This is a genomic window from Fodinicola acaciae, from assembly GCF_010993745.1.
GTDB lineage: Bacteria > Actinomycetota > Actinomycetes > Mycobacteriales > HKI-0501 > Fodinicola > Fodinicola acaciae.
Map to the genome: position 1 here is coordinate 2,436,383 of NZ_WOTN01000001.1, position 25,617 is coordinate 2,461,999.

Sequence of the window (25,617 nt, forward strand, 5' to 3'; positions counted from 1 at the left end):
TCGGGTTCGACCTGCGGCGGCGAGCAGATCGAACAATTCTTGAACCTCTTGTAACTTCCATTCGACGGCACGGACCGGACGGCGCCGACAATTATCGTCAAAGCTATTTGTACCGGACAAACTTTCGGTCGATCCAGGGTCAATCGGTGTCGAATTCCCGGATCAGGCCGTTCCCGCCTATGTAGCATCGAATACTGCGTTTACGTTCGGCTGATGCCGCCAAGGAATCCGCACGGGGGTGCAGATGATCGGCACTGAACCGATGTCATTTCGCGTACTGGGACCGCTGGAGATCCGCGCGCCGGGTGACCGGCTGGTGGAGGTGACCGCCGACAAGCAGCGCCGGCTGCTCACCACATTGTTGTTGCACGCCAACGAATGGGTCACCGTCGAGCAGCTGATCGCCGCCGTCTGGCCGGACCGGCCGCCGGCGTCGGCGCGCGGCAACATCAAGACGTACGTGCACGGGTTACGCCGGCTGCTCGCACCGGACGACCGCGGTGGCGGCCGGATCGACAGCAGCGCCGGCCGCTACCGGCTCAACGTCACCGGCGCTGAGCTGGACACTGAGCTTTTCGTCGAACTGATGGAAAAGTCGCGGGCCGCGGTGGAGCGCGGCGACACCGCGGTGGCGACCGACCAGCTGCGCAGGGCTCTGGACCTGTGGCACGGCCAGCCGTACGCGCCACTGGCCGGCCAGGACGCGGTGCTGGCCGCGCGCCGGCTGGAGGAGCTGCGCTGGGTCGCGCGCGACCGGCTGGCCGACAGCCTGCTCGCCGGGGAGCGGGCCGCCGAGGCGGTGGTCCTGTTGCGGCCGCTGACCAGCGAGGACCCGCTGCGCGAGCCGACCTGGGAACGGCTGGTCGTCGCGTTGCACCTGGCCGGCCGGCGCTCCGAGGCGCTGGCGGCCTACGGCGAGGCGCGCCGCGCGCTGGTCAGCGAGCTCGGTGTCGAACCGGGTCCGCAGCTGCGGCAGCTGCACCAGCGGATCCTCGCCGGCGGCGCGGCCGAGCCGCCCGCGCAGCCGCGGACCCTGGTCCGCGACCCGAAGCCGAAAGCCCGACGGTCCTGGTGGCAGCGGGCGTCCGGCCGGATGCACCACCGGCTACGGACCGCGATCCTGCTGGTGGCCGCGGTCTGCGTGCTGACCAGTCTGGCGGTGCTGGCCGCCAACCACACGTTCGCCGATCCGCCGCTGCTGGCCGCCGAGCCGGTCAGCTCGCCGAGTCCACTGATCCTGATGGACAGCCGGCCGGCCGACCAACCGGCGCGCCGGCCGCTGCCCGGCTGGTCCTATCCGGGCCTGCACGCCGGGCCCGGCACCGAGAAGGCCAGCACCGGCCGCACCGGACAGGTGCTGTTCGGCGTCGGCCCCAGCCTGGCCGCGGCCGCCGCCAGTCCGCTGACCCGGCAGGCGCGCGTGTCGATGCTGAGTGCCTCGTATCAGCGGCCGGCCGACCTGGCCGCCTTCACCGGCACGCACCGCGCCGACGTGGACCGCGCCTATCGCAGCGGCCGTGCGATCAACGTGGTCGTACGCGACAGCAGCGAACGGCGGCCGCTTCGCACCGCGTACGGCCCGGCCTGCGGTGCCGTCGACCCTTTGTCGCCGAGCTATCCCGAACACATCCGCCGGCTGGCTCACGCGCTCGCCGGCAGGGCGACGGATCCGCCCCTGCTGATCACGCTCTTCGGCCGGCTCGAACACCTGACCTGCAACGCCGACGCCGTCGGTGGCCGGTTTCGCCAGGACGCGGCGACCACGGCGTACTTCCGGGCGCTGAAGGACCGGTTCTGGACGCTGCGCAAGATCATCCTCACCGAGGCGCCAAACGCCCGCGTCGCGATCGGCTGGGAACACTGGCAGGCAAGCTTCGACCAGCCGTCGACCGGCGGCGGCCTGTCGATGTTTCCGTACTTCGCCGACGTGCTGCGCGGCTCGGACTTCATGAGCTTCGAGGCGATCGACGACCTGAGCAACGTGGTGTTCGTCAAGCAGATGGTCGACCAGCTCGGCCAGTACGGTCCCGTGGTGGTGACCAACTACGGCCCGCACCGGGGCTTGGTGCCTGGCGTCTTCGAGCGTGACGTGGAGAGCCTGTTCGACGCGCCCGGGATGCTCGACCAGCTCAGCAACGCCGGCCTCTACGGGTTCAGCTTCACCGACGACCAACAGATGCGGACCCATCCGGAGGCGCTGGTGCTGATCCGCCAGGTCGTCGACAACCGCGGCCTGGCACTCGCGCCGGGACCCACGACCGCTTAGAAAGCTACGGCCTTAGAGGCTGTGTGTTGTTGACCATGGGGTTTTCGCGCACGTCAAGCTCAAAAGTGCGTGACAATCCCATGATCCAACGCCCTGCTCGCGCTTTCCTCGACCGCGACGGGCATCCAACTGTCGAGCACCAGGTCAAGAACTCAAGCTGCCCCAACCCTTGGAATAGACCATCTAGTCGTCGACGGCGCGGCCAGTCGGCAGCAGCAGCGCGCCGATCGCCGCGCCATAGCCGAGCAGCAGGTAGGTGGCGAAACTGGACTGGCGGTCCGCCGACATCAGCGGATAGTACGTGCCGTTGACCAGCAGGATCAGGCCGTCCAGCAGCAGTCCGGTGCCGGCCAGCCCGGCCATCAGCGCGAGCCGGTCGGCCGGCGCCGGACCGACCCGCTTCCGGAAGTCGACACCGATCAGCCACACCAGGCCGCCGGTCAACACGGTCAGGCCGACCAGGACCGGGACGGTGAGCGGGGTCCCGGCGGCCGGGATCACCCAGTTTCCGGCGATCACGAACAGCGCCGTCCCGATCACCCAGACGCCAAAACCGTACGAGAGTGGCAGGAGGAAGCGTTTCATGAAACGAACGCTACATGAAACGGTCGTGGTAGAAAAGAGCCATGGGACGCCACCCCGATCCGGACCGCCGAGCCGCGCTACTCACCGCGGCGGCGCGCTATCTCGAGCGGCACGGTCTCGCCGGACTGTCGTTACGACCGCTCGCGGCAGCGCTCGACACCACTGCGCGTACGTTGCTCTATCACTTTGGTTCCAAGGAACGACTCATCGACGAGGCACTGTCCGAGTCACGTGAACGCAGTCCGCTGCGGGCGATCCTCGACAGTGAGCCGACCGGCTCATTTCAGGACGTCATCGTCGGAATAATGGCGCAGGTCTGGGAAAAGTCTACGACGGATCCGGCGCGGTCGTTTTTGCTGTTGTTCTACGAAACGTACGCGGCGGCGTTGCGCAATCCGGCCGACTACGGCGATTTCCTCGGACACGTCGTCGCCGAATGGCATGACCCATTCGCCGCCGCCATCGAAGCGAACGGCGTTCCCAAAGACGCGGCGAGATCGTTCGCGACGCGAGCGATCGGCACTCACCGTGGCCTGCTGCTCGACCGGCTCGGCTGCTCCGACCCCGAGCGCGTGGACGCCGCGCACCGCGACTTTCTTCGCCAGTGCGGCGAAGAGCTCACCGGGCTGCTGTCTCGCTGAGGATGTCCAATGTGGACCGGGTGGCCGGGTCCGGATGCCGGTTGCCGGCGCGGACGTACGCGCCGACCTGCCGTCCGCCGATGCTGGCCGGCGTGACCCGGACCGAGGTGTCCACTGTGGACGATGGCACCACGGCGGCGCCACGGCCGGCGGCGACGAGCGCCAGCACGGACGGGAACTCGACGCAGACGTCCTCGATGGCAAGTGGGATGCCGGCCTCGGCCGCCAGTCGGCGCAACGCGTGGTCGCAGGCCGTGTCCGGTGGTCCGGCGACCCACGGACGGCCGGCGAGGTCGGCGACCGAGGCGAGACCTGCCGGCCAGTCCGGCGGCACGATGAGCCGGTATGGGTCGACGAACAACCGTCGCAGCCGCAGGCCCTCCAGCTGGGGCTGCGCCGCGGCGGTGTCGTATTCGGTGAGCACGATGTCGAGGTCACCGCGCCGCAGCGCGGCCAGCGCCGGCGGACCGTAGCGCTCGACGACCGACGGACGGATTGCCGGATGTGTCTGTGCGAGACGGCGCAAAGCCGGCGCAACCAGCACCGCCATGACGCTCTGAAAGGCCGCGATCCGCACCGGTCCGGCAACCCTGCCGGTCAGCTCGGCCAGCTCCGCCTCGGCCTGGCGCAACTGCGCCGCGATCCGCTCGGCATGCGCGACCAGCAGCCGGCCGGCGGCGGTCAGCGTCACCTGCCGGCCGGAGCGATCCAGCAGCTCCGCGCCGACCTCACGCTCCAGGACCCGCAGCTGCTGCGACACCGCCGGCGGACTCAGATGCAGCGAGGCCGCCGCGCCGGCGACGCTGCCGGAGGTCGCCAGCGCCCGCAGCACTCGCAGCCGCCGAGGATCGATCACGAGTAAGCTTTTCTTCCGTACGGATGAAGATAGTTCACCTTTACTTTATCGTACGGTGGTGCCGACAATGGCGACATGATCGTCAGGACCTGGTCGGCGCGCGCCGACACCGCCGGCGCGCGCGAATATGCCACCTATTTCAAAGAAACCCTGCAACCTCAGCTTCGCGAGCTGCCCGGCTTCCTCGGCGCGTACCTGCTCTCCCGCGACCTCGGCGGTGAGGTCGAGTTGACCGCGCACACGCTCTGGAAGTCGCTCGAGGCGATCCGCGCCTTCGCCGGCGACGACATCGGCGTCTCGATCGTCGAGCCGGAAGCGCAGGCGATGCTGGCCTCGTATGACCGCACCGCGACGCACCGCTCGGTGCTGTTCTCCAGCGCTTAGGGCCTGTCTCCATTCCGGGGGGGTGAGAGTCGAGATCCAACCGTCGTCCGCCGGTGCGGCGGAGCCGCCCGGCGTGGCAGCGCCACGTGGGCGGTTTCGCCGTGCCGCCAGGCGGCCCGAGACAGATGTGACAGCGGCTCGGCTATCGCCGCGTGGGACTTCGAAACAGGCCCTAGTACGGTCGCAGGCCGGCTTCGCCCGGGAACGGCATCGGCGAGATGCCGATCTCGTCCATTCGGTCGAGATAGACCTGGTAACGCCGTCGCGCCTCGCCGTGCTGGCCGGCGCCGCGCAACACCGCGACCAGGCCGAGGTGCGCCTGCTCGTCGTAGCCGTCGCGTTCCAGGATGCGCAGGTTGTACTGCGCGGCGTTGTCGTATGACCGAGCGATGGCGGCCGTGGACGCGAGCGTGCGGAGCAACTCGACGTAAGTCGCCTTCGCCTCCTCGCGCAGGCTCACGGCCCAGTCGTTGTGCTGGTCCTGCTCCAGGAAGTCGCCGGTGTAGAGCGCGGCCGCGCGGCGGAACGCGCGCGTACGCACCATCTCGGTCGGATGCTGACCCATCAGCGCGTGCCGCGCGGCGGCGAGGAACTCCTCGACGTCGACGCGGATGTTGGTGAGCGCGACGGAGTGCTTGCCGGTGCTGACGAAGTGGCTGGCCGGATGCAACCGGGCCGGGTCGAGCACCGAGCGGATGGTGGACAGCGCCACCGAGAGCCGGTTGGCGCACCTGGCCGGGCTCTCCCCCGGCCACAGCGCGTCGATCAGCGCCTCGCGCGGGATCGACCGGCCTCGCCGCGCGACCAACAGTTTCAGCAGGTCACGCGCCTTCTTCGAGTGCCACTCCACGGCCGGTGCGGCGCGGCCACTGGGCAGGACGCGAAACCGGCCGAGCGTCTGGACCGCCGGCAGCTGCGCCCCGGGCGGTGGTACGGCGGCGAGCGGCGCACCCCCCTCAGACGCGCCGTTCACCGCCTCACCGAGCCACCACATCGGCAGCCGGCCGGGGGTCGACCGCGGCGCGCCGGAGGTGCACACGCGCGCGGCCGGCGCCGGTGCCGGCGGCGTGAAAAAGCTGATGTCTGCGGCCCCCGCCGCGTACGCTGTCATCGTTTCTCCCCGTAGTTGCGATGAAACTGGCTCCAAACCGGCCCGGCTCATGACGCCACCAGCTGGCGGCGGAGCGCGGCCAGCGACCGGGCTCTGGTCGGTCCGATGCTGCCGACCGGCATGTTCAGCGCCGCCGACGCCGCCGTGTAGCTCGGCGTACGCGACGCCATCAACAACGTCAGCAGCTGGCGGTCGCGGTGCGGCAGCCGGTGCAGCGCGGCACGCACCTGCGCGTTCTGGTCGAGCGCGGCGACCTCGTCCTCCGGCGTACGGTCGTCGTCCGGCGCGTCCAGCTGGTCGTAGGTGTCGACCAGCCGCTCGCGGCTGCGGCCCCGTACGACCGTGACGCTCTCGCGCCGCGCGATCGTCGCCAGCCAGCCACCGATCGCCGCCGGCTCGCGCAGCATGTGCAGCCGCTCCAGCGCGCGCAGCCAGGTCGTCTGCACGACGTCGGCGCTGGTCGCCTCGTCGAGACCGTGCGAGCCGGCGATCCGGTGCAGCCGCGGTCCGAACCGCCGAACCAGCTCCTCCCAGCTCGCGGTGTTGCCAGCGGCCGCCTCGGCGGCCAGCTGGGCGTTGCTCGGCTCCAGCGGCTGACCCTGCTCGGCACTTCTGGGCGTCGGGACGTTGGTCCGCAGGTCGATCGTCACTGCCGGCGGCATGGCAGGCCCACCTTTCCGCTGCTGTTTCCGCAGGTCGCCAGTGCTCCTGCGAAGGCGTTAACGGGAAATGTGCCAGCCCCGGGCAGCGGTCGAATCCGGGAAAACCCCAGGGTCCCGGCCAGGGGTACGCGCCAGGGGTCACGAATCTAAGCAAATGCTATGAAACAGCCGCGCGTACTCACGTTTCGGAGCGGTTTTGGGCTCCTCTGCAACGTTGCGTCACGGGCCGGTCGGACTTACCGGTGCGCGCCTTCTGCTCACCAGCGCAGCCCTCTAGGCTTCTCCTGTGCTGGTGGGCCGGACCGCGGAATGTGCGAACCTTCGCGCGCTCCTGGCAGCTGCTCGGCAGGGGGACGCCGGCGTCCTGCTGGTACGCGGCGAGATCGGCATCGGCAAGACCCAGCTGGTCGACTTCGTGGCCGAGGAGGCCGCCAACGACGGCTTCACGGTCCTGCGCGCGTCCGGACACGAGGCCGAGAGCGAGCTGTCCTTCGCCGGCCTGTCCTGGCTGCTCGACCCGCTCGCCCGGCTGGCGCCGGAGCTGCCAGGTCCGCAGGCCGACGCGATCGCCGGCGCGCTGCACTGGGGACCGGTGACCGGCGGCGACCGGCTCGCGGTCGCCGCGGCGACGCTCACCCTGCTCGCCGCCGCCGCGGAGGAACAACCGCTGCTGGTCGTCGTCGACGATGTGCACTGGCTCGACCTGCCCTCGATGGAGGCGCTGATCTTCGCCGCGCGGCGGCTGAAGGCCGAGCGGATCGCCGTGGTGCTCGCTGCGCGTACGCCCGACGACGTCGCCTCCGGTCTCAACCGGTGGATCGGCACCTTGCCGGAGGTCATGGTGCCGCCGCTGGACGAGTCGTCGGCCTGGGAACTGCTCGACGGACAGAGCACCGGCCTCAGCCGCCGGCTGCTGGCGCAGCGGATCCAGGAGTCGGCCGGCAATCCACTGGCTCTGCTGGAGTTCCCGCGGATCAGCGCCGAGGTCTCGCCGGTGCAGCCGCTGCCGATCAGCCGCCGGCTCGAGCTCGCCTACGGCAGCCAGATCGCCGCGCAGCCGCAGTCGACGCAGCGCGCGTTGCTCGTACTGGCCGCCGTCGGGTCGCAGCCAGGTGTCGCCGAGGAGGTCCTGCTGCCGGCGCTCGACGCCGAAGGCCTGTCGGCGGCCGACCTGGAGCCGGCCGAGACCAGCGGCCTGGCATACATCGACGACCAGGGGATCCGGTTTCGCCATCCGCTCGTACGCTCCGCGCTCTACCAGGCCGCCTCGCCGGCCGACCGCCGTGCCGCGCACCGGGCGCTGGCCGAGGCGTTCCGGCGCATCGGCGGTCCGCGGGCCGCCGAGCGGCGCGGCTGGCACCTGGCCGCCGCCACCATCGGCACCGACGAGGCGGCCGCGGCGGACATGGCGGCCGGCGCCGACGCGGCGCTGGAGCGCAACAGTTTCGCGACCGCGCTGGAGCTCTATCGCCGCGCGGCGCGGCTGACGCCGCCTGGCGAGCTGCGGGTACGGCGGCTGATGCAAGCCGGCTACGTGAGCATGCCGGCCGGCCAGATCGAGCTCGGCCAGGAGCTGGTCGACGGCATCCTGGCCGAGACCGACGACGCCAAGCTGCGCACCGAGGCGCGGTTTCTGTGGGGCCGGCTGGGCATGTGGGGTGGCCAGCCGCGCGAGGCCAGGGACGTGACGCTGGCGACCGCACGCCAGGTGGAGACCGACGAGCCGGTGTGGGCCGCGTTCATGTACGCGCAGGTCGGCATGGCGACGGTGATGATGGGTGAGCAGCGGCTCGCCTTCGAGGCGGCGAGCAAGGCGGCGGCGCTGGTCGAGGGACTGCCGCCGGAGGCGACGCCGCTGGTGCACGTGATCCACGCGCTGACGCTGGCGATCGGCGGCGACGGCGAGCGGGCCCGGCAGATCCTCACCGACAGCGAGCGGTTCCTGCTGGCCGGCGACCCGACCAGCGCCGAGCATCCGCTGCTGATCGGCGCGCAGGCGTGGGAGTCGCTGGAGGGGTTGCCCGAAGCACGCCGGCTGCTGGAGTTTCAGATCCGCTCGTCGCGGGCCGCGAGCGCGGTCGGGATCCTGCCGTTTCCGCTGTCCCGGCTGGCGATGCTGGAGTTTCGCACCGGCAACTGGCAGGCCGCCTACTCGTACGCGCACGAGGCGCTGGAGCTGTCCGAGCAGACCGGCTTTCTCACCGAGCTGCCCAACAGCCTGGTCACACTGGCCACCATGGAGGCCGCGATGGGCCGCGCCGACGACTGCCGCGAGCACGCCGACCGCGCGCTGCGGCACACGCAGGGCCTGGAGGTGTGGGCCGTACGCGCGACCGGCGCGCTCGGCATGCTCGACCTCGCCGAAGGCCGGCCGGCCGAGGCAGCCGGCCGGCTCGCCGAGGTCGCCCGGTTCAGCGCCGAGCAGGGGCTCGGCGACCCGGTGTTGCTCACCTGGGCTGGTGACCTGGTCGAGGCGTACGTCCGCGCCGGCCAGCCGGAGCGCGCGGAGCAGCCGTACGAGGTGCTGGTCACCGAGGCGGCCAACAGCCGCCGCCCGACCGAGATCGCCATCGCGATGCGCTGCCGCGGACTGCTCGCCGACTCCGCCGACGACATGGAGAAGGCCTTCGCCGAGGCCATCGAATGGCACGGCCGGTCCAGCCAGCCGTTCGAGACGGCGCGGACGATGCTCTGCTATGGCGAGGCCCTGCGCCGGCACCGGCGGCGAGCCGCGGCGCGCGAGGCGTTGGAGGCCGCCGCCGAGCAGTTCGAGCGGCTCGGCGCCAAACCGTGGAGCGACCGGGCGCTGACCGAGCTGCGCGCGACCGGCGCGACCGCGCGGCCCCGCCGCGAGTCGCCGTCCGGGCAGCTCACCCCTCAGGAGCTGCAGGTGGCGCTGGTGGTGGCCGAAGGAGCGAGCAACGCCGAGGCCGCGGCGCAGCTGTTCCTGTCGCCGAAGACCATCGAGTATCACCTGTCCAACGTCTATCGAAAGCTCGGCCTGCGGTCCCGCGGTCAGCTCGCCAAGGCGATCGGCGACCAGGCCTTCGCCGGCGCCTGACCTCACCGGCTCGACCACGACCGTACGCCGGCGGCGGCACGACCTGACCGCAGCCGCTCACCGGCGCGGTCCACCAGGATGACCCGCCGGCTCGGATCAGGCCCGGTGGCGGCCGCCCCGTGCCGGCCGCCACCGGCCATCGCCCCCGGCCGGCCAGCGTCGATGGCTCTCTTGATGGCCCCCAACCGAACGCTGGCCGGTGCCCCCGCGGAGCCGCCCCCGTTGCCGGCCGGCGTCCCCGCGGGGACCTCCCCACGCCGGCCGGACGGCCCCGCGGGACCGTCTCCGCCGGCGGCGCTGTCCGCCGGCACGTTCACACGGTCGTACGACCGCGGCGAGGTCCCCGCGAAACCGCCCCCGAGTCCACCAGGCGACTCCACAGGGACCCCGCCAGGCGCTCGCAAGGTCCCCCGTGGGGCGTCGTACACCCCGACCCTGTCGAGCTCATCCGGAGTCCTCCTGATGGGGAGGTCTCCGGGCGCATTACCTGGCTGTCGCGCCGCTGCCACGAGCGGCTGGCCGCTCCAACCGCCGCTCATCTGGCGACTTTCCGCAGCCACCGCGGCAGCGGCACCGGCCCGCCGGTGCTGCGATAGCGCTTCCGGTAGACCTCCCACAGGTGTCCGAGGAAGAAGGCACCGAAGCGGCCCAGCGCGGCGGCCTGCTCGGCCGGCGATCCGGCGGTGGCACGGAAGCTGGCCAGTTGGCGCAGGAACCCGGCCATGGTCAGCTTCAGCACACCGGCCGCGACGACCCGTCCGTCGTCGGCGCGCACCTCGGTGACCAACCGGGTCGTGTCCGGCCACATGTCCCAGCCGGTGTCGTGCCGGACCGTCTTCACCCCGTGGATCTCCAGGTCACGACCGTTCGCGTCGGTGACCCGCAGGTCATAGACCATCAGCTTGGTCGGCGGAGTGCCGGTCGGTACGTTCGGCTGCAACGAGGTGTCGACCAGGATGTTGAAGGTGCCTTCGCGGATCGCCAGCTCGCCGCCGAGCGCCGCGCACCGGACCGTGCCGGAGACCGACGCGACGTGCTCCGGGTCGCGTACGAACCGCGCCGTGTCCTTCACGACGACGTCCATCTCCAGCGCGAGCCGCGCCGGCCGCCCGGCCGGCGGTCGGTCCAGCCGTACGGTGCCACTCATGACCTCGTGGAAGCTCACCGCGTCCAGCGACGACGTGCTGCTGACCGCCGGCACCGGCCCCGGCGCCGGCCGCGCGGTCGGGATGCCTTTGCGCGCACACCACGCGCGCGCGTCGCGGATGCCAAGCTCGACCGCGTGCTCGAAGCTGGACTTGCGGAAGTTGAGCAGATAGTGCAGCGGCACCTCGGCGGAGAGCACGTGCACGGTGACCCGGCGGCCGAACTCACCCGGCCGGCCGGTGTCGATCGCGGCGTTGCTGCGCTCGATCCGGTCCAGCATCGCCTTCAGCCGCGAGTTGGCGACCGCGTCGATGATGGTGAAGTACGACCCGACGAAGCCCGGCGGCGTCGTGCCGCGCGTACTCACCGACCAGACGACCCACAGCTCGGTGGCGCCGCGCCGGATCGCTTCCTCCAGATTCGCGTCGCAGGCGAAGACCGCGTCGATGTAGGTGTCGCCGCCGCTGCGTACCGGCGGAAACCACATCGGCAGCGCGATCGCGGACAGCAGCAGGTCCTCGGTCATCTCGGCCGCCGGCCGGACCTCGTGCTCCTGCTTGGTGACGTTGAACAGGTTGAAGGTCGCCTCGCGGCCCGTCGCCCGGATGGCGTGCCAGTCCAGGCCGAAGCGTGGCAGCGCAAACCGGCGCAGGCCGCCGAAGCTCAGCAGCGACGGGCTCCACGGACCGTGCAGGAGGCCGCGTACGTTTGGCGTGCCGGCCAGCAGCGGCTGGTACGCGCGCCAGTTGTCGGCGATCTCGGTGCCGGTCATCCCCTGGCACCACATCGCCAGGTTCAGCGTGCCGCCGCTCGCGCCGTCGGCCAGGTCGAACTCGATGCCGGCCTCGTCCAGCCACACCTGCAGCACGCCGGCCTGGTAGGCGACCTTCAGGCCGCCACCTGCCATGATCAGCGCGCGGCGGACCGGCGGGCTGCTCTCGCCGCGGGGCTTGGGGACCGTCATGCCGCCGGCTCCAGCAGGTGGTCGGTGAACCGTTCCGAGAGCGCCGCGATGGTCAGCGACGGGTTGGCGCCGACCGGCCCCGGCATCACCGAGCCGTCCACCACGTAGAGGCCGGGGTGACCGAACACTTCGCCGTACGCGTCGACGACGCCGTGCTCCGGGTCGGTCGCCATCGGCACTCCGCCCAGCGGATGCGGCGAGATGATCCGGTGCATGTGCCGCGTCGGGTTGATCACGAACCGGCCGCCGAGCTGCTCGGCGATCGCGGCCATCGACGCCTCCACGCGGGCGAAATAGTCGCGCGAGGTGTCGTCGCACCAGTCCAGCTCCAGCAGGCCCTGCTCCAGCCGCAGCCGGCCGTCGGGAACGTCGCGGCCCATGCCCAGCAGCGGCAGCGCTCCGGAGGAGAAGCGGCCGTCGCCGACCAGGCCGGCGATCTGCGTACCGATCTGGCTCTGCCGCGGACCGCCGGCGAGCTTGTGCATCAGCCGTTCCATCGCGAACTTCGCGATCCGCTTGCTCGGCCCGATCACGCCGCCGGTCTCGGCGATCCAGTCCACGAAACCGGGGAAGCCGCCGTCCTGGATGTAGTAGCCACGACCGTTACCGCCGTCGAGCGTGTCGGGCACGCGGATGGTGCTGGTGATGACCGGACCGGTCGAGGCGTTGAGCGTGTCGGGACTCTCCAGCACCAGGCCGAGCAGGTCGCCGTTGCCGCAGAACCGGGTACCGAGCGCGGAGCTGAGGTTGGGCAGCGAGTCGCGGTTGCGCAACAGCAGGTACGTCGAGCCGAAGGTGCCGGCTCCGAGGATCAGCGAACGGCAGCGCAGGACGTGCCGCGGCTGCCGGCCGGAGCCGCGCCGGATCCCCTCGTTCTCGGCATGATGGCGCACGTAGCGCACCTCGTAGCCGCCATCGACCGGGAAGAACTCCTTGACCTCGCTGCGGTCGTGGATCTCCGCGCCGGCGCGTACGGCCGCGCTCAGATAGGTGAAGTCGAGGCTGTTCTTCGCGCCGAAGTTGCAGCCGAAGTCGCACTCACCGCAGAGCCGGCAGGACTGCCGCTGCGCGCCGTGGAGATTGTCCGACGAGTCCGGCACCGCGTCGCCCGGCCGGCCACCCTCGGCGTGGAAGGTGACCGCCAGCGGCGGCCGGAACCAGTCCATCCCCAGCTGGCCGGCGGCCTTGCGCATCGCCTGTGTCTTCGGCGTACGGTCCGTGTGCGGATACGGGTTGCCGGTGGCGCCGAGCATCTTCTCGGCGCGGTCATACCACGGCTCCAGGTCCTCCCTGGTCACCGGCCACGACTCGAAACCGCCGGCCGGGCCGGTGTCGCGTACGAACCACCGCTCGTCCTTGCGGAGCATGACGTTGGCGTAGATCAGCGAGCCGCCGCCGACCCCGCTGGCCACGATCGACTCCAGCCGGCGGAAGGACCAGATGTCGAACAACCCCTGCATGCCTTCGCTGGGGTCCCAGAAGTTGCGGGCCATCTCGTCCGGCCGGCGCGGGAACGAGCCGGGCGGATAGGTCTTGCCTCGCTCCAGCACGCACACCGACCGGCCGGCCTCGGCCAGCCGGCAGGCCGCGACCGCGCCGCCGAACCCGGAGCCGACGACGACCGCGTCGACCCACCGCACCGCACCGTCCTGCCCGTGGCCGGATACACGCGCCATTTCTCCACCCCTGTCGCCTGACCGGGCCGGCGCGTGCGCCACGCCTCCGTCCCGGTCCTTGTCACCTATGACGCGGCAGGGGCTCCCCCTGATACAGCCAAATCCCCCACCGATGTCCCCGGCGGTCGGGTCCAGGATGCCGCACGGCGGCCGGCCGGGCCCCGAATGTGCCGCTGACCGGTACCAACGGCCCCGATCCGGTCCGCACGGTCACCGTACGTCCGTGCCGCCACCTCGTGACGCGGGAGCTGTCGGATAGGCTCGGCCGCCTATGGGGACGCAGGCCGAGACGACCGAGACCGTACGCACCGAGACCACCGGGTCCGGTCCCGGCGCACCGGCCGGCGGACGCTGGTGGGACATCGGCGCCGTCGTCGCGTACGTGCTGGCCGGCTTCTATGTCACCGCGCGGCTGTGGGTCCACCTGCCGGACCGCACGCTCGGCTCCAACCCCAGCGACCAGTCACTGTTCGAGTGGATGCTCGCGCACGGCGCGTACTTCGTGGCGCACGGCGGCAACCCGCTGTTCTCGGACCGGCTGAACGTGCCGGACGGCGTGAACCTGATGGCCAACACCTCGGTGCTCGGCGTCTCGGTCCCGCTCGCACCGGTGACCTGGCTGTTCGGCCCGCACGTGACCTTCGCGGTGCTGCTGGTGCTGGGCTTCGCCGGCGCGGCGACCGGCTGGTATTTCCTGCTGTCCCGGCGGCTGGTCCGGTCCCGCTCGGCGGCCTTCCTCGGCGCCGCGTTCTGCGCTTTCGCGCCAGGGATGATCTCGCAGAGCAACGCACACCTGCACATGTCGGTGAGCTTCCTGGTGCCGCTGATCGTCTGGCGTACGCTCGCGCTCACCGACGCGGACTCCGTGCGCCGGTCCGTACGCTCCGGCGTCGTCCTCGGCCTGCTGATCGCCTGGGAAGCCTTCATCGGCGAGGAGACGCTGCTGTTGACCGCGCTCGGGGTGGGTTCCTTCACGGTACTCATCGCGATCCTGCGGCCCGACCTGCGGCGCCGGTGGAAGCCGTTCGTCACCGGCCTCGGCGTCGCCGGCGTGCTGGCGGTCGCGCTGCTCGCGTATCCGCTGTGGTTCCAGTTCTTCGGTCCGCAGGCCTATCACGGGTTGCGGCCGGACATCCAGGAGTACGGCGCGGACCTCGGCGCCTTCCCGGCCTTCGCGCGCGAGTCGCTGGCCGGCACGGCCGCCGGCGTACGCGGCCTCGCGTCCGGACCGACCGAGGAGAACGCCTTCTTCGGCTGGCCGCTGCTGATCCTCTTCGTCGCTCTGGTGGCCTGGCTGCGCCGCAACCGTACGGTCATCGCGCTCGCCGTGGTCGCGGTCGTCGCGGCACTGTGCGCACTCGGCCCGTGGGTCCTCTGGCACGGTCGGGCGATCCTGCCGGGACCGTGGATGCTGATGCGGCACGTGCCCCTGTTCGATTCGATCGTGCCGACCCGCTTCGCGCTCGTCGTCGTGCCGGCGATCGGGATCGTACTGGCCATCGCCTGGGACCGCTGGCGATCGACCGCCGCTCTCGCGCCTCGCTCGGTGACGCAGTGGGCCATCCCGATCTTCATCGTCGCCGCGCTCGTCCCGGTCGCGCCGACACCACTGCCGACCGCCGCGCGGCACCCCGCGCCGGAGCTGATCGCCAGCGGCCAACTCGCCAAACTGGTGCCAGCCGACCGTTCGGCACTGATCCTGCCGCCATCGCGCTCCGGCATCCCCGACGCCCAACAGTGGGCCGCCGCCGCTGGACTGAGCTTCCGGATCACCCACGGCTATTTCCTCGGCCCGTCCGGCGACCCGGCCAAACGCTGGGGAATCTTCACGTCGCCGCCGCGGCCTACGTCGACGCTGATCAACTCCGTGTACTCCACCGGCGTGGTCCCGCCCATCACCCCGGCCATGCGTACGCAGGCGGTGACCGACCTACGATTTTGGCGGGCGGCCGTGATCGTACTGCCGAAAGCCAACCACGAGGACGCACTGAAGCAGGCGACCACCGAGCTGGTCGGCTTCTCTCCAAAACGCGTCGGCGACACCTGGCTCTGGGACGTACGCACCCTCGCCTCCTGACCTCACCCTCTTTGTGGTTGCCTCGAATGTGCAAATGGGGGCCACTTTTGCCGCCGAAAGTGGTCCCCATCTGCACATTCGATTCGGAGGGGGCCGCCGGCCACCGCCGCAGGAGTCAGCCCTTGACGGCGCCTTCGCCGACACCTCGAAAGAAAAACCGCTGTAACGCAACAAATAGCACCACAATCGGCAGCAACGCGATCATCGCTCCGGCGGCGATGGTCCGCGGGTCGGCGGAGAATGTGCTGTGCAGATACGCCAGGCCGACGGTCAGGGTCAGCTTGTCCGGACTCTGCAGCACCAGCAGCGGCCACAGGAAGTCGTCCCACGCTCCGATGAACGACAGGATCGCCACCACGCTGAGGATGCCTTTCACGCTCGGCAGTCCAATGTGGACCAGGCGCTGCCAGACGTTCGCGCCGTCGATGATCGCGGCCTCGTCGATGTCCGGCGGGATGGCCATGAAGGCGTTGCGCAGCAACAAAACGTTGAGCGCGCCGATCATGGACGGCAGCGCGACACCGAGCAGGGTGTCGGCCAGGCCGAGCTTCACGATCGTCTGGAACTGCGAGATGATCGTCACCTCGGCCGGCAGCACCAAAGTCGACAGGAACAGGCCGAAAACCAGCTTCCGGCCGCGAAACCTCAGCCGCGCCAGGGCGAAACCGGCGATCGTCGCGCCGACCAGGTTGCCGCCGACGTAGAAAACCGCGACCACGATCGAGTTCGCGGCAAACTGCCAGACCGGGATCGTACGCGCCACCTCGGCGTAGTTCTGCAGCGTCGGCTGCGACGGCAGAAACCGCAGCGTGGCGGTGAAAACGTCCTCGGTCTTGGCCTTCAGCGAGGTGGACAGCTCCCACAGCAGCGGTCCGATGGTGATCGCCAGCACGGCCAACAATGTCAGATAGCGCGCAACGATGCCGGCCGGCGTCGACTTTCCGAAGGTACGCGAGCGGCTCATCGGTCGGCCGACCTGTTCAGCCTGGCCAGCGCGATCATCGGGCCGACCGTGATGACGAAGAGGAAAACGCTGAGCGCGGACGCGTATCCCAACTGGCCGTTGCTGCCCGATGCCGCGCCCTGGATCAGCATCACGATCGACACGTCCTGTCCGCCGACGCCGCCGGTCGAGCCGCCGAGGATGTAGAGCTCGGTGAAGATCCGCATCGCGTTGACGCAGATCAGTACGGCGACCAGCGTCATCGTCGCACGTACGCCTGGCACCGTGACCGTCCAGAACCGGCGGACCAGGCCGGCGCCGTCCACCGCCGCCGCCTCGTGCAGGTCACGGCGTACGTTTCCGAGCGCCGACAGGAAAATGATCATGTAATAGCCGAGACCTTTCCACACCGTGAGCGCGATGGCACTGAACAACAACAGCCACCGGTCGGTGAGGAAAGGAACCGCGCCGTGGACCAGGCCGATCGACTGCGCCAGGCCGTTGATCACACCGCGGTCGTCCAGCAGCCACTGCCAGATCAGCGCGACGACGACCGCCGACGCGATCACCGGGAAATAGAAGACGGTGCGAAAGAAGCCGATGAACGGCAGCTGCTTCTCCACCAGCAATGCCAGCAACAGCGGCAAAAATGTCAGCAGCGGAATGCAGACCACCATGTAGAGCACGGTGTTGAAGACCGCGTCGTGCAACTGCGGGTCGGCCAGCATCTGCAGGTAATTCCGCAGGCCGACGAACTGGCCGCCGGTGAGCGTACGCACGTTGCTGAACGACAGCACGAACGTGTTGATCGCCGGCCACAGGCTGAAAATCGCGAGCCACAGCACCGCCGGGATCACCAGGACCCACGGCGTGAACCAGCGGTGCAGCGACACCGACCGCGACCGAGCGGACGGGTGGCGCCGCGGCAGCGCCACCCGTTCTTCCTTCAGCACGGCCAAAGCGCTCAGCTACCCAGCAGCTGGTTGCACTTGGCCACCGCGTTGTCCAGCGCCTGCTTCGCGGTTTGCTTGCCGGTCATGGCCAAGGCGACCTGCTGGCTGAAGTAGGTGTCCATCGCACTCGTCCACATCGGCGGAGTGACGTTGACCGCGGTCTTCAGCGACTCGTACGCGAGCACACCGGCGTCGCCGGCCGGCGTGCCGTCGCTCTTGCTGTATGCCGGGTCCGAGCCGGCCGCCGCCGTGCCCGGCAGGAATCCCGGTGCCAGCTTGATAAACGCCTCCTGGTTGGCGTTGTTCGTCACGTACAGCGCGAAAGCAAGTGCCAGTGGCGCGTTTTTGCTCTTCGCCGACACCGAAATGCCCTGGACGTACAGCGGCGGCGTGCCGATCGCCTTGCTGGGGACGATCTGCTTGGCCAGGTTGGGGTTGGTCTGCGCGGTGCTCTGGATGTAGTTACCCGTGCCGGTCGTCCAGCCGACCACCTGCTTCACGAACAGCGCCGAGTTTCCCTCGTAGGTCTTGGTCAGCACGTCACGCGGCAGATAACCGGCCTTGTACGCGGCGGCGTACTTGTCGACGACGGCGATCGCGGCCGGCGTGTCGAAGACGAACTTCTTGCCGTCGTCGCTGACGATTTTGGTGCCGGAGTTGACGATGTCGATCAATCCCGGCGCGCGGCTCATCAGGTAGTCCTTGCCGCCGGACCGGTCGTGCATGGTTTTGGCCTGCGCGATCAGCTCGTCGAGAGTGGTCGGCAGCCTGGCCGGATCGAGACCGTCTTTCTGCAGCAACGCCTTGTTCCAGTAGTTCACGTCGGTGCCGAGATACCACGGGAAAGCGTACGTGCCGGTGGCCGCCGGATACTTGTACGCGCTCAGGCCGCTCTGCACGTAGTCCTTCGCCAGCGTCGGCACGTTTTTGGACAGGTCGAGCAATCCGCCGGCCTGCTGCACCGCGTACGCGATGTCCGGCGGCAGGTTGACCACGTCCGGCAGGCTGCCGCTGGTGACCTGGCTGGAGACCTTGTCCGGATAGCCGTCGCCCGGCTGGTCAATCCAGTTGATCTTCGTGCCGGGGTGCTGGCGCTGGAAATCGGCGACCAGCTTGCTGAAATACGGCGTGAACTTGTCATTTTTCAGCGACCAGGTCTGAAAAGTGATCTCGCCCTTGAGCGGTCCGCCGGTGGCGACCGCCTGATCCCCGCCGGAGCCGCCGCCGATGCCGCACGCGGCGAGGCCGCCGGACAGGAGGATGGCTGCCACCGCGGCGAGCCAGGGTTTGCCGCGCATGATTCTTCCTCTCTCGGGACGACGTCCGGAGGCGGAGCTAAACTGATCTAGTTGCCGCACTATGGCGCCGCGCACACAGGCCTGTCAAGGCCGTCCGGGCGGTCACGGCGCGTACGATGACCGGGCTCGGATCTTCACTCGACTCAGCAAAGGGACCCAGATGGCACGGCCGACGATCGGCGACATCGCGCGCCGGTCCGGCGTGTCCAAAGGTGCGGTGTCCTTCGCGCTCAACGGCCGGCCAGGGGTCAGCGAGGCGACCCGCAGCAGGATCCTGGCGATCGCCGAGCAGATGGGATGGCGGCCGCACAGTGCCGCACGCGCGCTGCGCGGGTCCAAGGCCAACATGGTCGGCCTGGTGTCCGCGCGGCCGGCCCGTACGCTCGGCGTCGAGCCGTTCTTCGCCCAGATGGTGTCCGGCCTGCAGGCCGGCCTGTCCACCCGGGGAGTCGGCCTGCAGCTGCTGGTGGTCGAGGACATCGAGGCCGAGGCGGCGGTCTATCGGCGCTGGCGCTCGGAAAACCGTGTCGACGGCGTGGTGGTGTTCGACCTGCGCGCCCGCGACCCGCGGATCGAGGAGCTGGAGCGCTCGACACTGCCGGCGCTGGTCTTCGGCGGCCCCGGAAAGCACGGCTCGCTGCCAAACGTGTGGATCGACGACCGCGAGGCGATGCTGCAGATCGTCGAGTACGTGGCGGCGCTCGGCCACACGCGGATCGCGCACATCGCCGGCCTGCCGGAGCTGTGGCACACGCAGCGCCGGATCCGCGCGCTCAAAAGCGCGGCGAGCCGGCTCGAGCTGGCCGACGCCCGGTCCTGGCCGACCGACTTCAGCGACGCCGAAGGAGCCGCCGCGACCCGCCGGCTGCTGTCCAACCGGCCACGGCCGACCGCGATCGTCTACGACAGCGACATCATGGCGGTCGCCGGACTCGGCGTCGCGCTGGAGATGGGCCTGCGCGTGCCAGAGGACCTTTCCGTGGTGTCGTTCGACGACTCGCTGCTCGCGCGGCTCATGCATCCGGCGCTGACCGCGCTGACGCGCGACACTTTCGCGGTCGGCGAGCTGCTCGCGACGACGTTGCTGACCGTCATCGAGGGGGAGGCGATCGCCAGCCTCAAGCTGGCCACGCCGCAGCTGGTCGTACGCGAGAGCACGGCGCCGCCGGCCGGTTGACCGGTGCCGGCACTTGCCGAGATTACTAAATCGCTTTAGTGTTCTGGTCGGCCGCGCGCGGTGCCGGCCGTTGGCTGAAGGGTGCGCGCCGGTGTCGTCGGAACGGCTGCTGCGAATCGGCGAGACAGGACGCGCGCCGATGCTCGGCGCCAACTACGTGCCGTCGGCCGGCTGGTTCTACAGCTGGCTGGATTTCGACGCCGACAACGCCCGCCGCGATTTCGCCGACCTGGCCTCGATCGGCCTCGACCACATACGGATTTTCCCCATCTGGCCGTGGATCCAACCCAACAGAGGCCTGATCCGCAGGCGGGCCGTCGATGACGTACTCGCACTCATCGACTGCGCCGCCGAGTTTGACCTCGCCGTCGCCGTCGACCTTCTGCAGGGACATCTGTCGAGTTTCGACTTCGTGCCGTCCTGGCTGCTCACCTGGCACCAGGCGAGCCTGTTCACCGACGCGACGGCGCGCGCCGGCATCAAGGCGTACGCGCGTGCGGTCGCCGGCGAGGTCAGCGGCCGGCCGAACGTTTTCGCGATAACGCTGGGAAACGAGGTCAACAACCTGTGGCCGGCGAATGCCACCACGCTGGAGGGCACGTACGACTTCACCGCCGAGCTCGTCGAGACCGTCCGCACCGCCGCGCCGGATGTCGCCTGCCTGACGTCCTTCTACGACGACGTTTGGTATGACCCGGCGCATCCGTTTCCGCAGTCCGCCGCCGTCGACCTCGGCGACGTGACGACCGTGCATTCCTGGACGTTCAACGGAGTCGGTGGCCTCGACGCGCCGCTCGGACCGGCGACCACGACGCACGCCGACTATCTGGTGGAGCTGGCCGCGGCGGCCGGCCAGCCGGACCGTGCCGTGTGGTTGCAGGAGGTCGGCGCGGCCGAGCCGGACATCCCACCGGACACCGCCGCAGCGTTCGCGCACGCGACGATCGACGCCGTACGCGCGAACCCGGCGCTGTGCGGCATCACCTGGTGGTGCTCGCACGACATCGACCCGAGGCTACTCGACTTTCCGCGGCGCGAGTATAGCCTCGGGTTGTTCACCGTCGACCACCAACGCAAGCCGGTCGCCGACGTGCTGGCGCTGGCCGCGAACGAGCCGCCGACGCTGCCGGTCGCGCGCGACAGCATCAGCTGCCCGGTCGATCCGCGCGATCCGGCCACCCGCGACCAGCTCGCCCCCGGCAGCGAGTTTCACCGCACCTGGACACACCGCCGCCAGTCCGGCCCGGTCGCGATCCTGCCTCCGTCCCGATCCTCAGCAGTCGCCAGCTAGGGTCTGTTTCGAAGTCCCCCGTGGATGAGAGGCGAGATCCAAACGTCGTCTGGCGGTGCGGCGGGACCCGCCGGGCGTGGCAGCGTAACGTGGGGGGTTTCGTCGGGTTTCATGGTTGTCGCGTTGTGGGGGTGGGTGGGTGGCGTCCCGGTGGGTGACGGGAAGGTCCAGTATGTGGGACGAGAAGACCTGTGTAACGCTAAACGTCTGTCTTGTGAGGTTCAGTGAAGATGTGAATGTCGAGTTACGTGCGCTGGACGCACGTAACGGGGCCGTCACACCATCACGACCGCCGGATGCTGTGGCGGGTGTGGCTATTGACGCTAGTAATGCTGTTGTGACTGCCGCCCGAGAATAAATGTCCGGTTTGATGTCTTGTTAAACAAGTATTACGCACGTTAGGCGCGCTCCAGCACGATCGTTTGGCGTCCATGCCGACGGGTGCTTCCCCAAGGTGACCGAGCAAGCCCAGAAAACTCAGCCCCGCGAAACCGCCGCCCGCACCCGAGTTGTTGATCATGGGGTTGTCACTATTGACCTAGTGTCCCGAGTCTGAAATTCGTGACACTAGGCGTTGGCTTCGGCCTCGCAGAGGGCGCGAGCCTGGTCCATCGTCGCGAAGGCCGCCTCGTCGCTTCGCCGGCCGAGGCCACACGAAGCCGCTACGTCGACGGGATATCCGACGATGCCGTCGATCGTCTCGAGCAGGCGGCGCTGCTCGTCGACCGTACGGTCCTCGTGCAGGAAACCGGCGACGAACCGCGTCCCCTCGGCCAGCCGCAGTCCGGCCAGCGGCGCGTAGAAGGCCCGGTCGGTGACCGGCGGGTCCTCGCCCGCGGCCAGCGGCGCGTGAACGTAGCGCAGCTCCCGACCGGCCGGCCAGCCGTCGGCGATGGCGTTGGCGAGGCGGACGAGCGGCGCCGCCGACTTCAGGCCGCTGAGCGCCTTGTGCCCGAGGTCGCCGAGGCACAGGTGGATGCCGAAGCTCGTGCCGTCCGGCGCGGCGGCGACCGTACGGTGCAGGCCGGCCGCCAGGCGTGCGGCGACGATGCCGCCGAGCGGGCCGGCCTTGGCGACGAAGACGGTCTCGGCCGGCACCTCCACCTGATAGACCACACCGGACGGCGACTCGGCGTGGATCGCGGTGATGTCGCGCACGGTCGCCTCGCGGAACGGCTCGCGGTGGCCCAGCATCCGGGTCGGACCGAGGGTGAACATGGTCATGTCCAGGTCGCCGGGGATGCCGACCTGGAAGTCCAGTCCGGTGTCCAGCTGGTCGAAGACCGGCCGGTTGACCTGGTACCAGTGCAGATAGCCGAGGTCCAGCGACTCGCCGCGCAGCTGGTGGCCACGGCGTACGCGGTAGTTGAGCTGATGCTTGTAGTCCGACCAGTCGCCTTCGTGCGCGACCTCCAGGTCCGGATGGTCGCGGAAGCTGTTGATCAGGCCGACGATCCAGATCCGCCGGTCGCCGGTCTCGCCGTCCGGCAGCTGCCGCAGGTGCGGTCCGAGCCGGTCGACCGCCGCACGCATCGCCTCCTCCGCCGACGCGCCGGGCAGCGTACCCAGGAGCAGCGCTTTTCGTTCGGCCATCTGTCTCACTCCTCCACCGGAAGCCACGGGCGCAGACCGTCCCACAGATCCCGCCTGATGTATAGGGGTTTGCGGCTTTTTCCGGGGATATTTCGCACAGATTCGCTTGGTCGACTGCACGCCGTCACCGTGCGTACGGCCCGTATGCTGGCCCCCGTGAGTGAGACGGTCGTTGCCGAGATCCAGCCGGGCATGGTGCTGGACCAGCGCTACCAGATCACCGGACTGATCGCGCGCGGTGGCATGGCGACGGTCTTCCACGCGGTGGACAACCGGCTGGAGCGTACCGTCGCGGTCAAGGTCATGCATCCCGCGTACGCCGCCGACCCGTCGTTCGTCGACCGGTTCGTCCGCGAGGCGCTGAGCATCGCGCGGTTGTCGCATCCCAACGTCGTCGCCGTCTACGACCAGGGCAGCTTCCACGGCCTGGCATATCTGGTGATGGAGTACGTGCCCGGCAGGACGCTGCGCCAGCTGCTGGTCGAGCGCAAGCGGCTCACGCCGGCCGAGGCGGTCGCCGTGCTGGAGCCGCTGCTGGCCGGCCTGGCCGCCGCGCACCGGATCGACATGGTGCACCGCGATGTGAAGCCGGAAAACGTGCTGATCGCCCCGGACGGCACCGTGAAGGTCGCCGACTTCGGCCTGGCCAGGGTCGCCGAGGCGAGCGCGCAGACCACCAAGGGCGTGATGATGGCGACCGTCGCGTACGTGGCGCCGGAGATCGTCACCGCCGGCCACTCAGACCCGCGCGCGGACGTGTACGCGACCGGCATCGTGCTCTTCGAGATGCTGACCGGCGAGCCGCCGTTTCAGGGTGACTCGCCGGTGCAGGTGGCCTACCAGCACGTACACGGCGAGATCCCGGCGCCGTCGGAGCGGGTCGACGGCGTGCCGCCGGAGCTCGACACGCTGGTGTTGCGTGCGACGCGGCGCGAGCCCGGCGAGCGGCCGGCGGACGCCGCGGCGATGCTGGCCGACCTGCGCGGACACGCCGACGAGGTCGACACGCTGCGCGTCGGGCTCGCCGAGCCGGCGGCGAACAGCGCGCCGACCGAGCCGACGCGCCATGACACGCTGATCTACCGGCCCGACGACATGCCGGCCGGCCCGACCCGACCGGCGTACCTGCGCCAACGGCCGGTGCACGAGGACCCGCCACCGGACCTCGACGAGCCGCCTCCACCACCACCGCGGCGCGTGCCGTCGCGGCTGCGCTGGTGGCTGCTCGGTGCGGCCGCCCTGCTGCTCGTGCTGGCCCTCGCGATCGGCATCGGTTGGTGGTCGACCGCGTCGCGCTACACGAGCGTGCCGCAGCTGACGGGTCTCTCGAAGGAACTCGCCGAGTCGCGGCTGCGAGACACGAACCTGCGTGTCCAGTACGGCACCGCCGCCTACGACGAGAAGGTGCCGGCCGGCAACGTACTCACGCAGCGGCCGGCGCAGGGCACGCGGCTGGAGCGCAACAGTGTCGTGACGCTGGTGCTGTCGAAGGGGCCGGAGCGCCACGCCGTGCCATCCGTCGTCGGCAAGGCGCAGGACACCGCGCTGCAGGCGATCCGCAACGCCACGCTGGTGCCGGTGACCTCCATGGCGTGGAGCGACAAGGTCGCCGCCGGACGGGTGATCTCCACCGATCCGAAGGCCGGCACGAAGCTGCGCCGCGGCACCGACGTCAAGGTGGTCATCAGCAAGGGGCCCGATCCCGCGCAGCAGCTCAACAACGTCGTCTGCTCGCCGTTGATGCGCAAGCTGGAGAAGCTGCTCGGTGGCAAGAGCTGCAAGGACGACAAGAACAACGACGGCAACAGCGGCGATGGCGGGGACGACTCCGGCAACTGACGCTCAGCGGAAGATCCCCTCGCGCAGCGCCACCGCGACCGCGCTTACCCGGTCGCTCACGTCCAGCTTCCGGTAGATCGCGCGTACGTGCGTCTTCACCGTCTCCTCGGCCAGTACCAACTCACGCGCGATGGCGCGGTTGGACATGCCGGCGACCAGAAACCCCAGCACCTCGCTCTCCCGCTGGGTCAGCCCGACGTGCGCACCTGGCCAGTACTCGCCGGACTGCAGCCGCGCCGCCGACGCGACCGCGCGGCCGGCCATGGTCGGATCGACCACGGTCTCACCGTCGGCAGCGCGCTCCAGCTGCCGCACCAGCTCGTCGCCGCCGATCGACTTCAGCAGATAGCCGGCGGCGCCGGCGCGGATGGCCTGGAACAGATACTGCTCGTCGTCGTACGCGCTGAGCAGCACCACGCGCCGGCTCGGCGTCGCCTGGATCAGCCGCCGGCACAGGTCGAGGCCGCTGGACTGCCCGCGCAGCCGCAAATCCGTCACGACGAGATCCGGGTCGAGCGCCGCGACCAGCCCCTCGGCCTGGTCAGCGGTCACCGCCTGCGCCAGCACGCGTACGCGGTCGCGAAACCGCGCGAGCACCGCTTTGAGGCCCTCGAGGACCATCTCGTGGTCGTCGACGAGCACCAGCCGCAGCGGCGTCGACATGACCAGAGCTTAGGGCCTACGGCTGTCAACGGCTGAGCAGCTGGGTGCCGGTTCGGGCGACCAGGATCGCGGCATCGGGGCGATGTCGTCGCTGATCTTCAGAATCGCGGCGAACATCAGCACCGCGAACGGCAGTCCGGTCAGGTAATAGGCGACAGCGACGGGCACCGTCGCCACCGGCGACGGCGGCAGGAGTGGCGGCGGCCGGCGGCGCCGGATCAGGCCGTGGCAGCCGATCGCGACCAGCGCCAGGCCGAGAACGAGCCACAGGTACGAGAGCCCGTCGACCCGCATCGGTAGCAGGCCATGAAGTCCCGCGGTGATGGCGATGCCGGCGGCGATGTTCGCGATCAGCTCTGTCCCCGGCGAAGGTGACGGCCACGGCAAAACCGTGAGCTCTGCCGAGCGCGTTGGTGACCAGCATCATCGCG

General features: G+C 69.9%; 21 protein-coding genes. 8 read left to right on the forward strand and 13 right to left on the reverse strand.

Translation table 11 applies throughout. The annotated features are described in order from the left end of the window. Positions 1–244: 244 nt before the first annotated feature. On the forward strand, positions 245–2,266 hold the full coding sequence (locus tag GNX95_RS11310) for an AfsR/SARP family transcriptional regulator (protein ID WP_163507041.1): 2,022 nt from the start codon (positions 245–247) through the stop codon (positions 2,264–2,266). 183 nt (positions 2,267–2,449) lie between these two features. Here the strand turns inward: GNX95_RS11310 and GNX95_RS11315 are convergent, their stop codons facing one another. Continuing rightward, the gene (locus GNX95_RS11315) at positions 2,450–2,851 is read right to left on the reverse strand and encodes a hypothetical protein (protein ID WP_163507042.1); all 402 of its coding nucleotides are present in this window, start codon (positions 2,849–2,851) and stop codon (positions 2,450–2,452) included. Between the two features lie 41 nt (positions 2,852–2,892). Between GNX95_RS11315 and GNX95_RS11320 the strand changes: the two genes are divergently transcribed. Further along, the gene (locus tag GNX95_RS11320) at positions 2,893–3,492 is read left to right on the forward strand and encodes a TetR/AcrR family transcriptional regulator (protein WP_163507043.1); all 600 of its coding nucleotides are present in this window, start codon (positions 2,893–2,895) and stop codon (positions 3,490–3,492) included. Here GNX95_RS11320 and GNX95_RS11325 read toward each other — a convergent pair. Then, positions 3,470–4,348 (reverse strand): LysR family transcriptional regulator, encoded by an 879-nt coding sequence (locus GNX95_RS11325; RefSeq protein ID WP_163507044.1) that lies wholly within the window; start codon positions 4,346–4,348, stop codon positions 3,470–3,472. The genes GNX95_RS11320 and GNX95_RS11325 overlap by 23 nt on opposite strands. Positions 4,349–4,423: 75 nt before the next feature. Between GNX95_RS11325 and GNX95_RS11330 the strand changes: the two genes are divergently transcribed. Next, the gene (locus GNX95_RS11330) at positions 4,424–4,732 is read left to right on the forward strand and encodes an antibiotic biosynthesis monooxygenase family protein (RefSeq protein WP_163507045.1); all 309 of its coding nucleotides are present in this window, start codon (positions 4,424–4,426) and stop codon (positions 4,730–4,732) included. Positions 4,733–4,904: 172 nt separating this feature from the next. On the opposite strand, the gene GNX95_RS11335 is transcribed toward GNX95_RS11330, so the two are convergent. Together GNX95_RS11335 and GNX95_RS11340 are read right to left on the reverse strand one after the other, a co-directional pair. Further along, positions 4,905–5,843 (reverse strand): AfsR/SARP family transcriptional regulator, encoded by a 939-nt coding sequence (locus tag GNX95_RS11335; protein ID WP_163507046.1) that lies wholly within the window; start codon positions 5,841–5,843, stop codon positions 4,905–4,907. A gap of 47 nt (positions 5,844–5,890) precedes the next feature. Next, a complete protein-coding gene (locus GNX95_RS11340; RefSeq protein ID WP_163507047.1) occupies positions 5,891–6,505 on the reverse strand; it encodes an RNA polymerase sigma factor in 615 nt (204 codons plus the stop codon). Between the two features lie 286 nt (positions 6,506–6,791). Between GNX95_RS11340 and GNX95_RS11345 the strand changes: the two genes are divergently transcribed. Beyond that, the gene (locus GNX95_RS11345; RefSeq protein WP_163507048.1) at positions 6,792–9,566 is read left to right on the forward strand and encodes a helix-turn-helix transcriptional regulator; all 2,775 of its coding nucleotides are present in this window, start codon (positions 6,792–6,794) and stop codon (positions 9,564–9,566) included. Between the two features lie 2 nt (positions 9,567–9,568). Here the strand turns inward: GNX95_RS11345 and GNX95_RS11350 are convergent, their stop codons facing one another. The 3 genes from GNX95_RS11350 to GNX95_RS11360 all read right to left on the reverse strand — a co-directional run bounded on the left by GNX95_RS11350 (position 9,569) and on the right by GNX95_RS11360 (position 13,352). Then, complete coding sequence (locus tag GNX95_RS11350; RefSeq protein WP_163507049.1) at positions 9,569–9,877, reverse strand: hypothetical protein; 309 nt, start codon at positions 9,875–9,877, stop codon at positions 9,569–9,571. Between the two features lie 224 nt (positions 9,878–10,101). Beyond that, complete coding sequence (locus GNX95_RS11355; protein WP_163507050.1) at positions 10,102–11,676, reverse strand: patatin-like phospholipase family protein; 1,575 nt, start codon at positions 11,674–11,676, stop codon at positions 10,102–10,104. Further along, positions 11,673–13,352 (reverse strand): GMC oxidoreductase, encoded by a 1,680-nt coding sequence (locus tag GNX95_RS11360; protein ID WP_163507051.1) that lies wholly within the window; start codon positions 13,350–13,352, stop codon positions 11,673–11,675. Before GNX95_RS11360 ends, GNX95_RS11355 begins: the two co-directional genes overlap by 4 nt. Positions 13,353–13,623: 271 nt before the next feature. Here GNX95_RS11360 and GNX95_RS11365 point away from each other — a divergent pair, with 271 nt between their 5' ends. Beyond that, positions 13,624–15,429: a glycosyltransferase family protein gene (locus tag GNX95_RS11365; RefSeq protein ID WP_163507052.1), complete on the forward strand. Its 1,806-nt coding sequence runs from the start codon at positions 13,624–13,626 to the stop codon at positions 15,427–15,429. 115 nt (positions 15,430–15,544) lie between these two features. Here the strand turns inward: GNX95_RS11365 and GNX95_RS11370 are convergent, their stop codons facing one another. The 3 genes from GNX95_RS11370 to GNX95_RS11380 are packed head-to-tail and all read right to left on the reverse strand — an operon-like array spanning position 15,545 to position 18,623. Next, on the reverse strand, positions 15,545–16,393 hold the full coding sequence (locus GNX95_RS11370) for a carbohydrate ABC transporter permease (protein WP_163507053.1): 849 nt from the start codon (positions 16,391–16,393) through the stop codon (positions 15,545–15,547). Continuing rightward, positions 16,390–17,307, reverse strand: coding sequence for a carbohydrate ABC transporter permease (locus GNX95_RS11375; RefSeq protein ID WP_222853513.1), 918 nt, complete (start codon positions 17,305–17,307; stop codon positions 16,390–16,392). The genes GNX95_RS11370 and GNX95_RS11375 overlap by 4 nt, the downstream gene beginning before the upstream one ends. Before the next feature lie 29 nt (positions 17,308–17,336). Continuing rightward, on the reverse strand, positions 17,337–18,623 hold the full coding sequence (locus GNX95_RS11380; protein WP_163507054.1) for an ABC transporter substrate-binding protein: 1,287 nt from the start codon (positions 18,621–18,623) through the stop codon (positions 17,337–17,339). Positions 18,624–18,783: 160 nt separating this feature from the next. On the opposite strand from GNX95_RS11380, the gene GNX95_RS11385 reads away from it, so the two are divergent. Both GNX95_RS11385 and GNX95_RS11390 read left to right on the forward strand, forming a co-directional pair. Further along, entirely contained in the window at positions 18,784–19,800 is a 1,017-nt protein-coding gene (locus GNX95_RS11385; protein ID WP_163507055.1) for a LacI family DNA-binding transcriptional regulator, read from the forward strand. 91 nt (positions 19,801–19,891) lie between these two features. Continuing rightward, positions 19,892–21,091 carry a glycoside hydrolase 5 family protein gene (locus tag GNX95_RS11390; RefSeq protein ID WP_222853514.1) on the forward strand — a complete coding sequence of 400 codons (1,200 nt, stop codon included), beginning with the start codon at positions 19,892–19,894 and terminating at the stop codon, positions 21,089–21,091. 567 nt (positions 21,092–21,658) lie between these two features. On the opposite strand, the gene GNX95_RS11395 is transcribed toward GNX95_RS11390, so the two are convergent. After that, entirely contained in the window at positions 21,659–22,684 is a 1,026-nt protein-coding gene (locus tag GNX95_RS11395) for a hypothetical protein (protein ID WP_163507056.1), read from the reverse strand. Between the two features lie 156 nt (positions 22,685–22,840). Here GNX95_RS11395 and pknB point away from each other — a divergent pair, with 156 nt between their 5' ends. Then, the gene (pknB, locus tag GNX95_RS11400) at positions 22,841–24,523 is read left to right on the forward strand and encodes a Stk1 family PASTA domain-containing Ser/Thr kinase (protein ID WP_163507057.1); all 1,683 of its coding nucleotides are present in this window, start codon (positions 22,841–22,843) and stop codon (positions 24,521–24,523) included. 3 nt (positions 24,524–24,526) lie between these two features. Here the strand turns inward: pknB and GNX95_RS11405 are convergent, their stop codons facing one another. Then, complete coding sequence (locus tag GNX95_RS11405) at positions 24,527–25,186, reverse strand: response regulator (protein ID WP_163507058.1); 660 nt, start codon at positions 25,184–25,186, stop codon at positions 24,527–24,529. 9 nt (positions 25,187–25,195) lie between these two features. Then, positions 25,196–25,480 carry a hypothetical protein gene (locus GNX95_RS11410; RefSeq protein ID WP_163507059.1) on the reverse strand — a complete coding sequence of 95 codons (285 nt, stop codon included), beginning with the start codon at positions 25,478–25,480 and terminating at the stop codon, positions 25,196–25,198. Between the last annotated feature and the right edge of the window lie 137 nt (positions 25,481–25,617).

What these genes read in the sequence shown, in the direction of transcription:
- GNX95_RS11310 (WP_163507041.1), top strand. Translation starts at nt 245, where the DNA reads ATGATCGGCACTGAACCGATGTCATTTCGCGTACTGGGACCGCTGGAG.
- GNX95_RS11315 (WP_163507042.1), bottom strand. Translation starts at nt 2,851, where the DNA reads ATGAAACGCTTCCTCCTGCCACTCTCGTACGGTTTTGGCGTCTGGGTG.
- GNX95_RS11320 (WP_163507043.1), top strand. Translation starts at nt 2,893, where the DNA reads ATGGGACGCCACCCCGATCCGGACCGCCGAGCCGCGCTACTCACCGCG.
- GNX95_RS11330 (WP_163507045.1), top strand. Translation starts at nt 4,424, where the DNA reads ATGATCGTCAGGACCTGGTCGGCGCGCGCCGACACCGCCGGCGCGCGC.
- GNX95_RS11335 (WP_163507046.1), bottom strand. Translation starts at nt 5,843, where the DNA reads ATGACAGCGTACGCGGCGGGGGCCGCAGACATCAGCTTTTTCACGCCG.
- GNX95_RS11340 (WP_163507047.1), bottom strand. Translation starts at nt 6,505, where the DNA reads ATGCCGCCGGCAGTGACGATCGACCTGCGGACCAACGTCCCGACGCCC.
- GNX95_RS11355 (WP_163507050.1), bottom strand. Translation starts at nt 11,676, where the DNA reads ATGACGGTCCCCAAGCCCCGCGGCGAGAGCAGCCCGCCGGTCCGCCGC.
- GNX95_RS11360 (WP_163507051.1), bottom strand. Translation starts at nt 13,352, where the DNA reads ATGGCGCGTGTATCCGGCCACGGGCAGGACGGTGCGGTGCGGTGGGTC.
- GNX95_RS11365 (WP_163507052.1), top strand. Translation starts at nt 13,624, where the DNA reads ATGGGGACGCAGGCCGAGACGACCGAGACCGTACGCACCGAGACCACC.
- GNX95_RS11370 (WP_163507053.1), bottom strand. Translation starts at nt 16,393, where the DNA reads ATGAGCCGCTCGCGTACCTTCGGAAAGTCGACGCCGGCCGGCATCGTT.
- GNX95_RS11380 (WP_163507054.1), bottom strand. Translation starts at nt 18,623, where the DNA reads ATGCGCGGCAAACCCTGGCTCGCCGCGGTGGCAGCCATCCTCCTGTCC.
- GNX95_RS11385 (WP_163507055.1), top strand. Translation starts at nt 18,784, where the DNA reads ATGGCACGGCCGACGATCGGCGACATCGCGCGCCGGTCCGGCGTGTCC.
- GNX95_RS11395 (WP_163507056.1), bottom strand. Translation starts at nt 22,684, where the DNA reads ATGGCCGAACGAAAAGCGCTGCTCCTGGGTACGCTGCCCGGCGCGTCG.
- GNX95_RS11405 (WP_163507058.1), bottom strand. Translation starts at nt 25,186, where the DNA reads ATGTCGACGCCGCTGCGGCTGGTGCTCGTCGACGACCACGAGATGGTC.
- GNX95_RS11410 (WP_163507059.1), bottom strand. Translation starts at nt 25,480, where the DNA reads ATGCGGGTCGACGGGCTCTCGTACCTGTGGCTCGTTCTCGGCCTGGCG.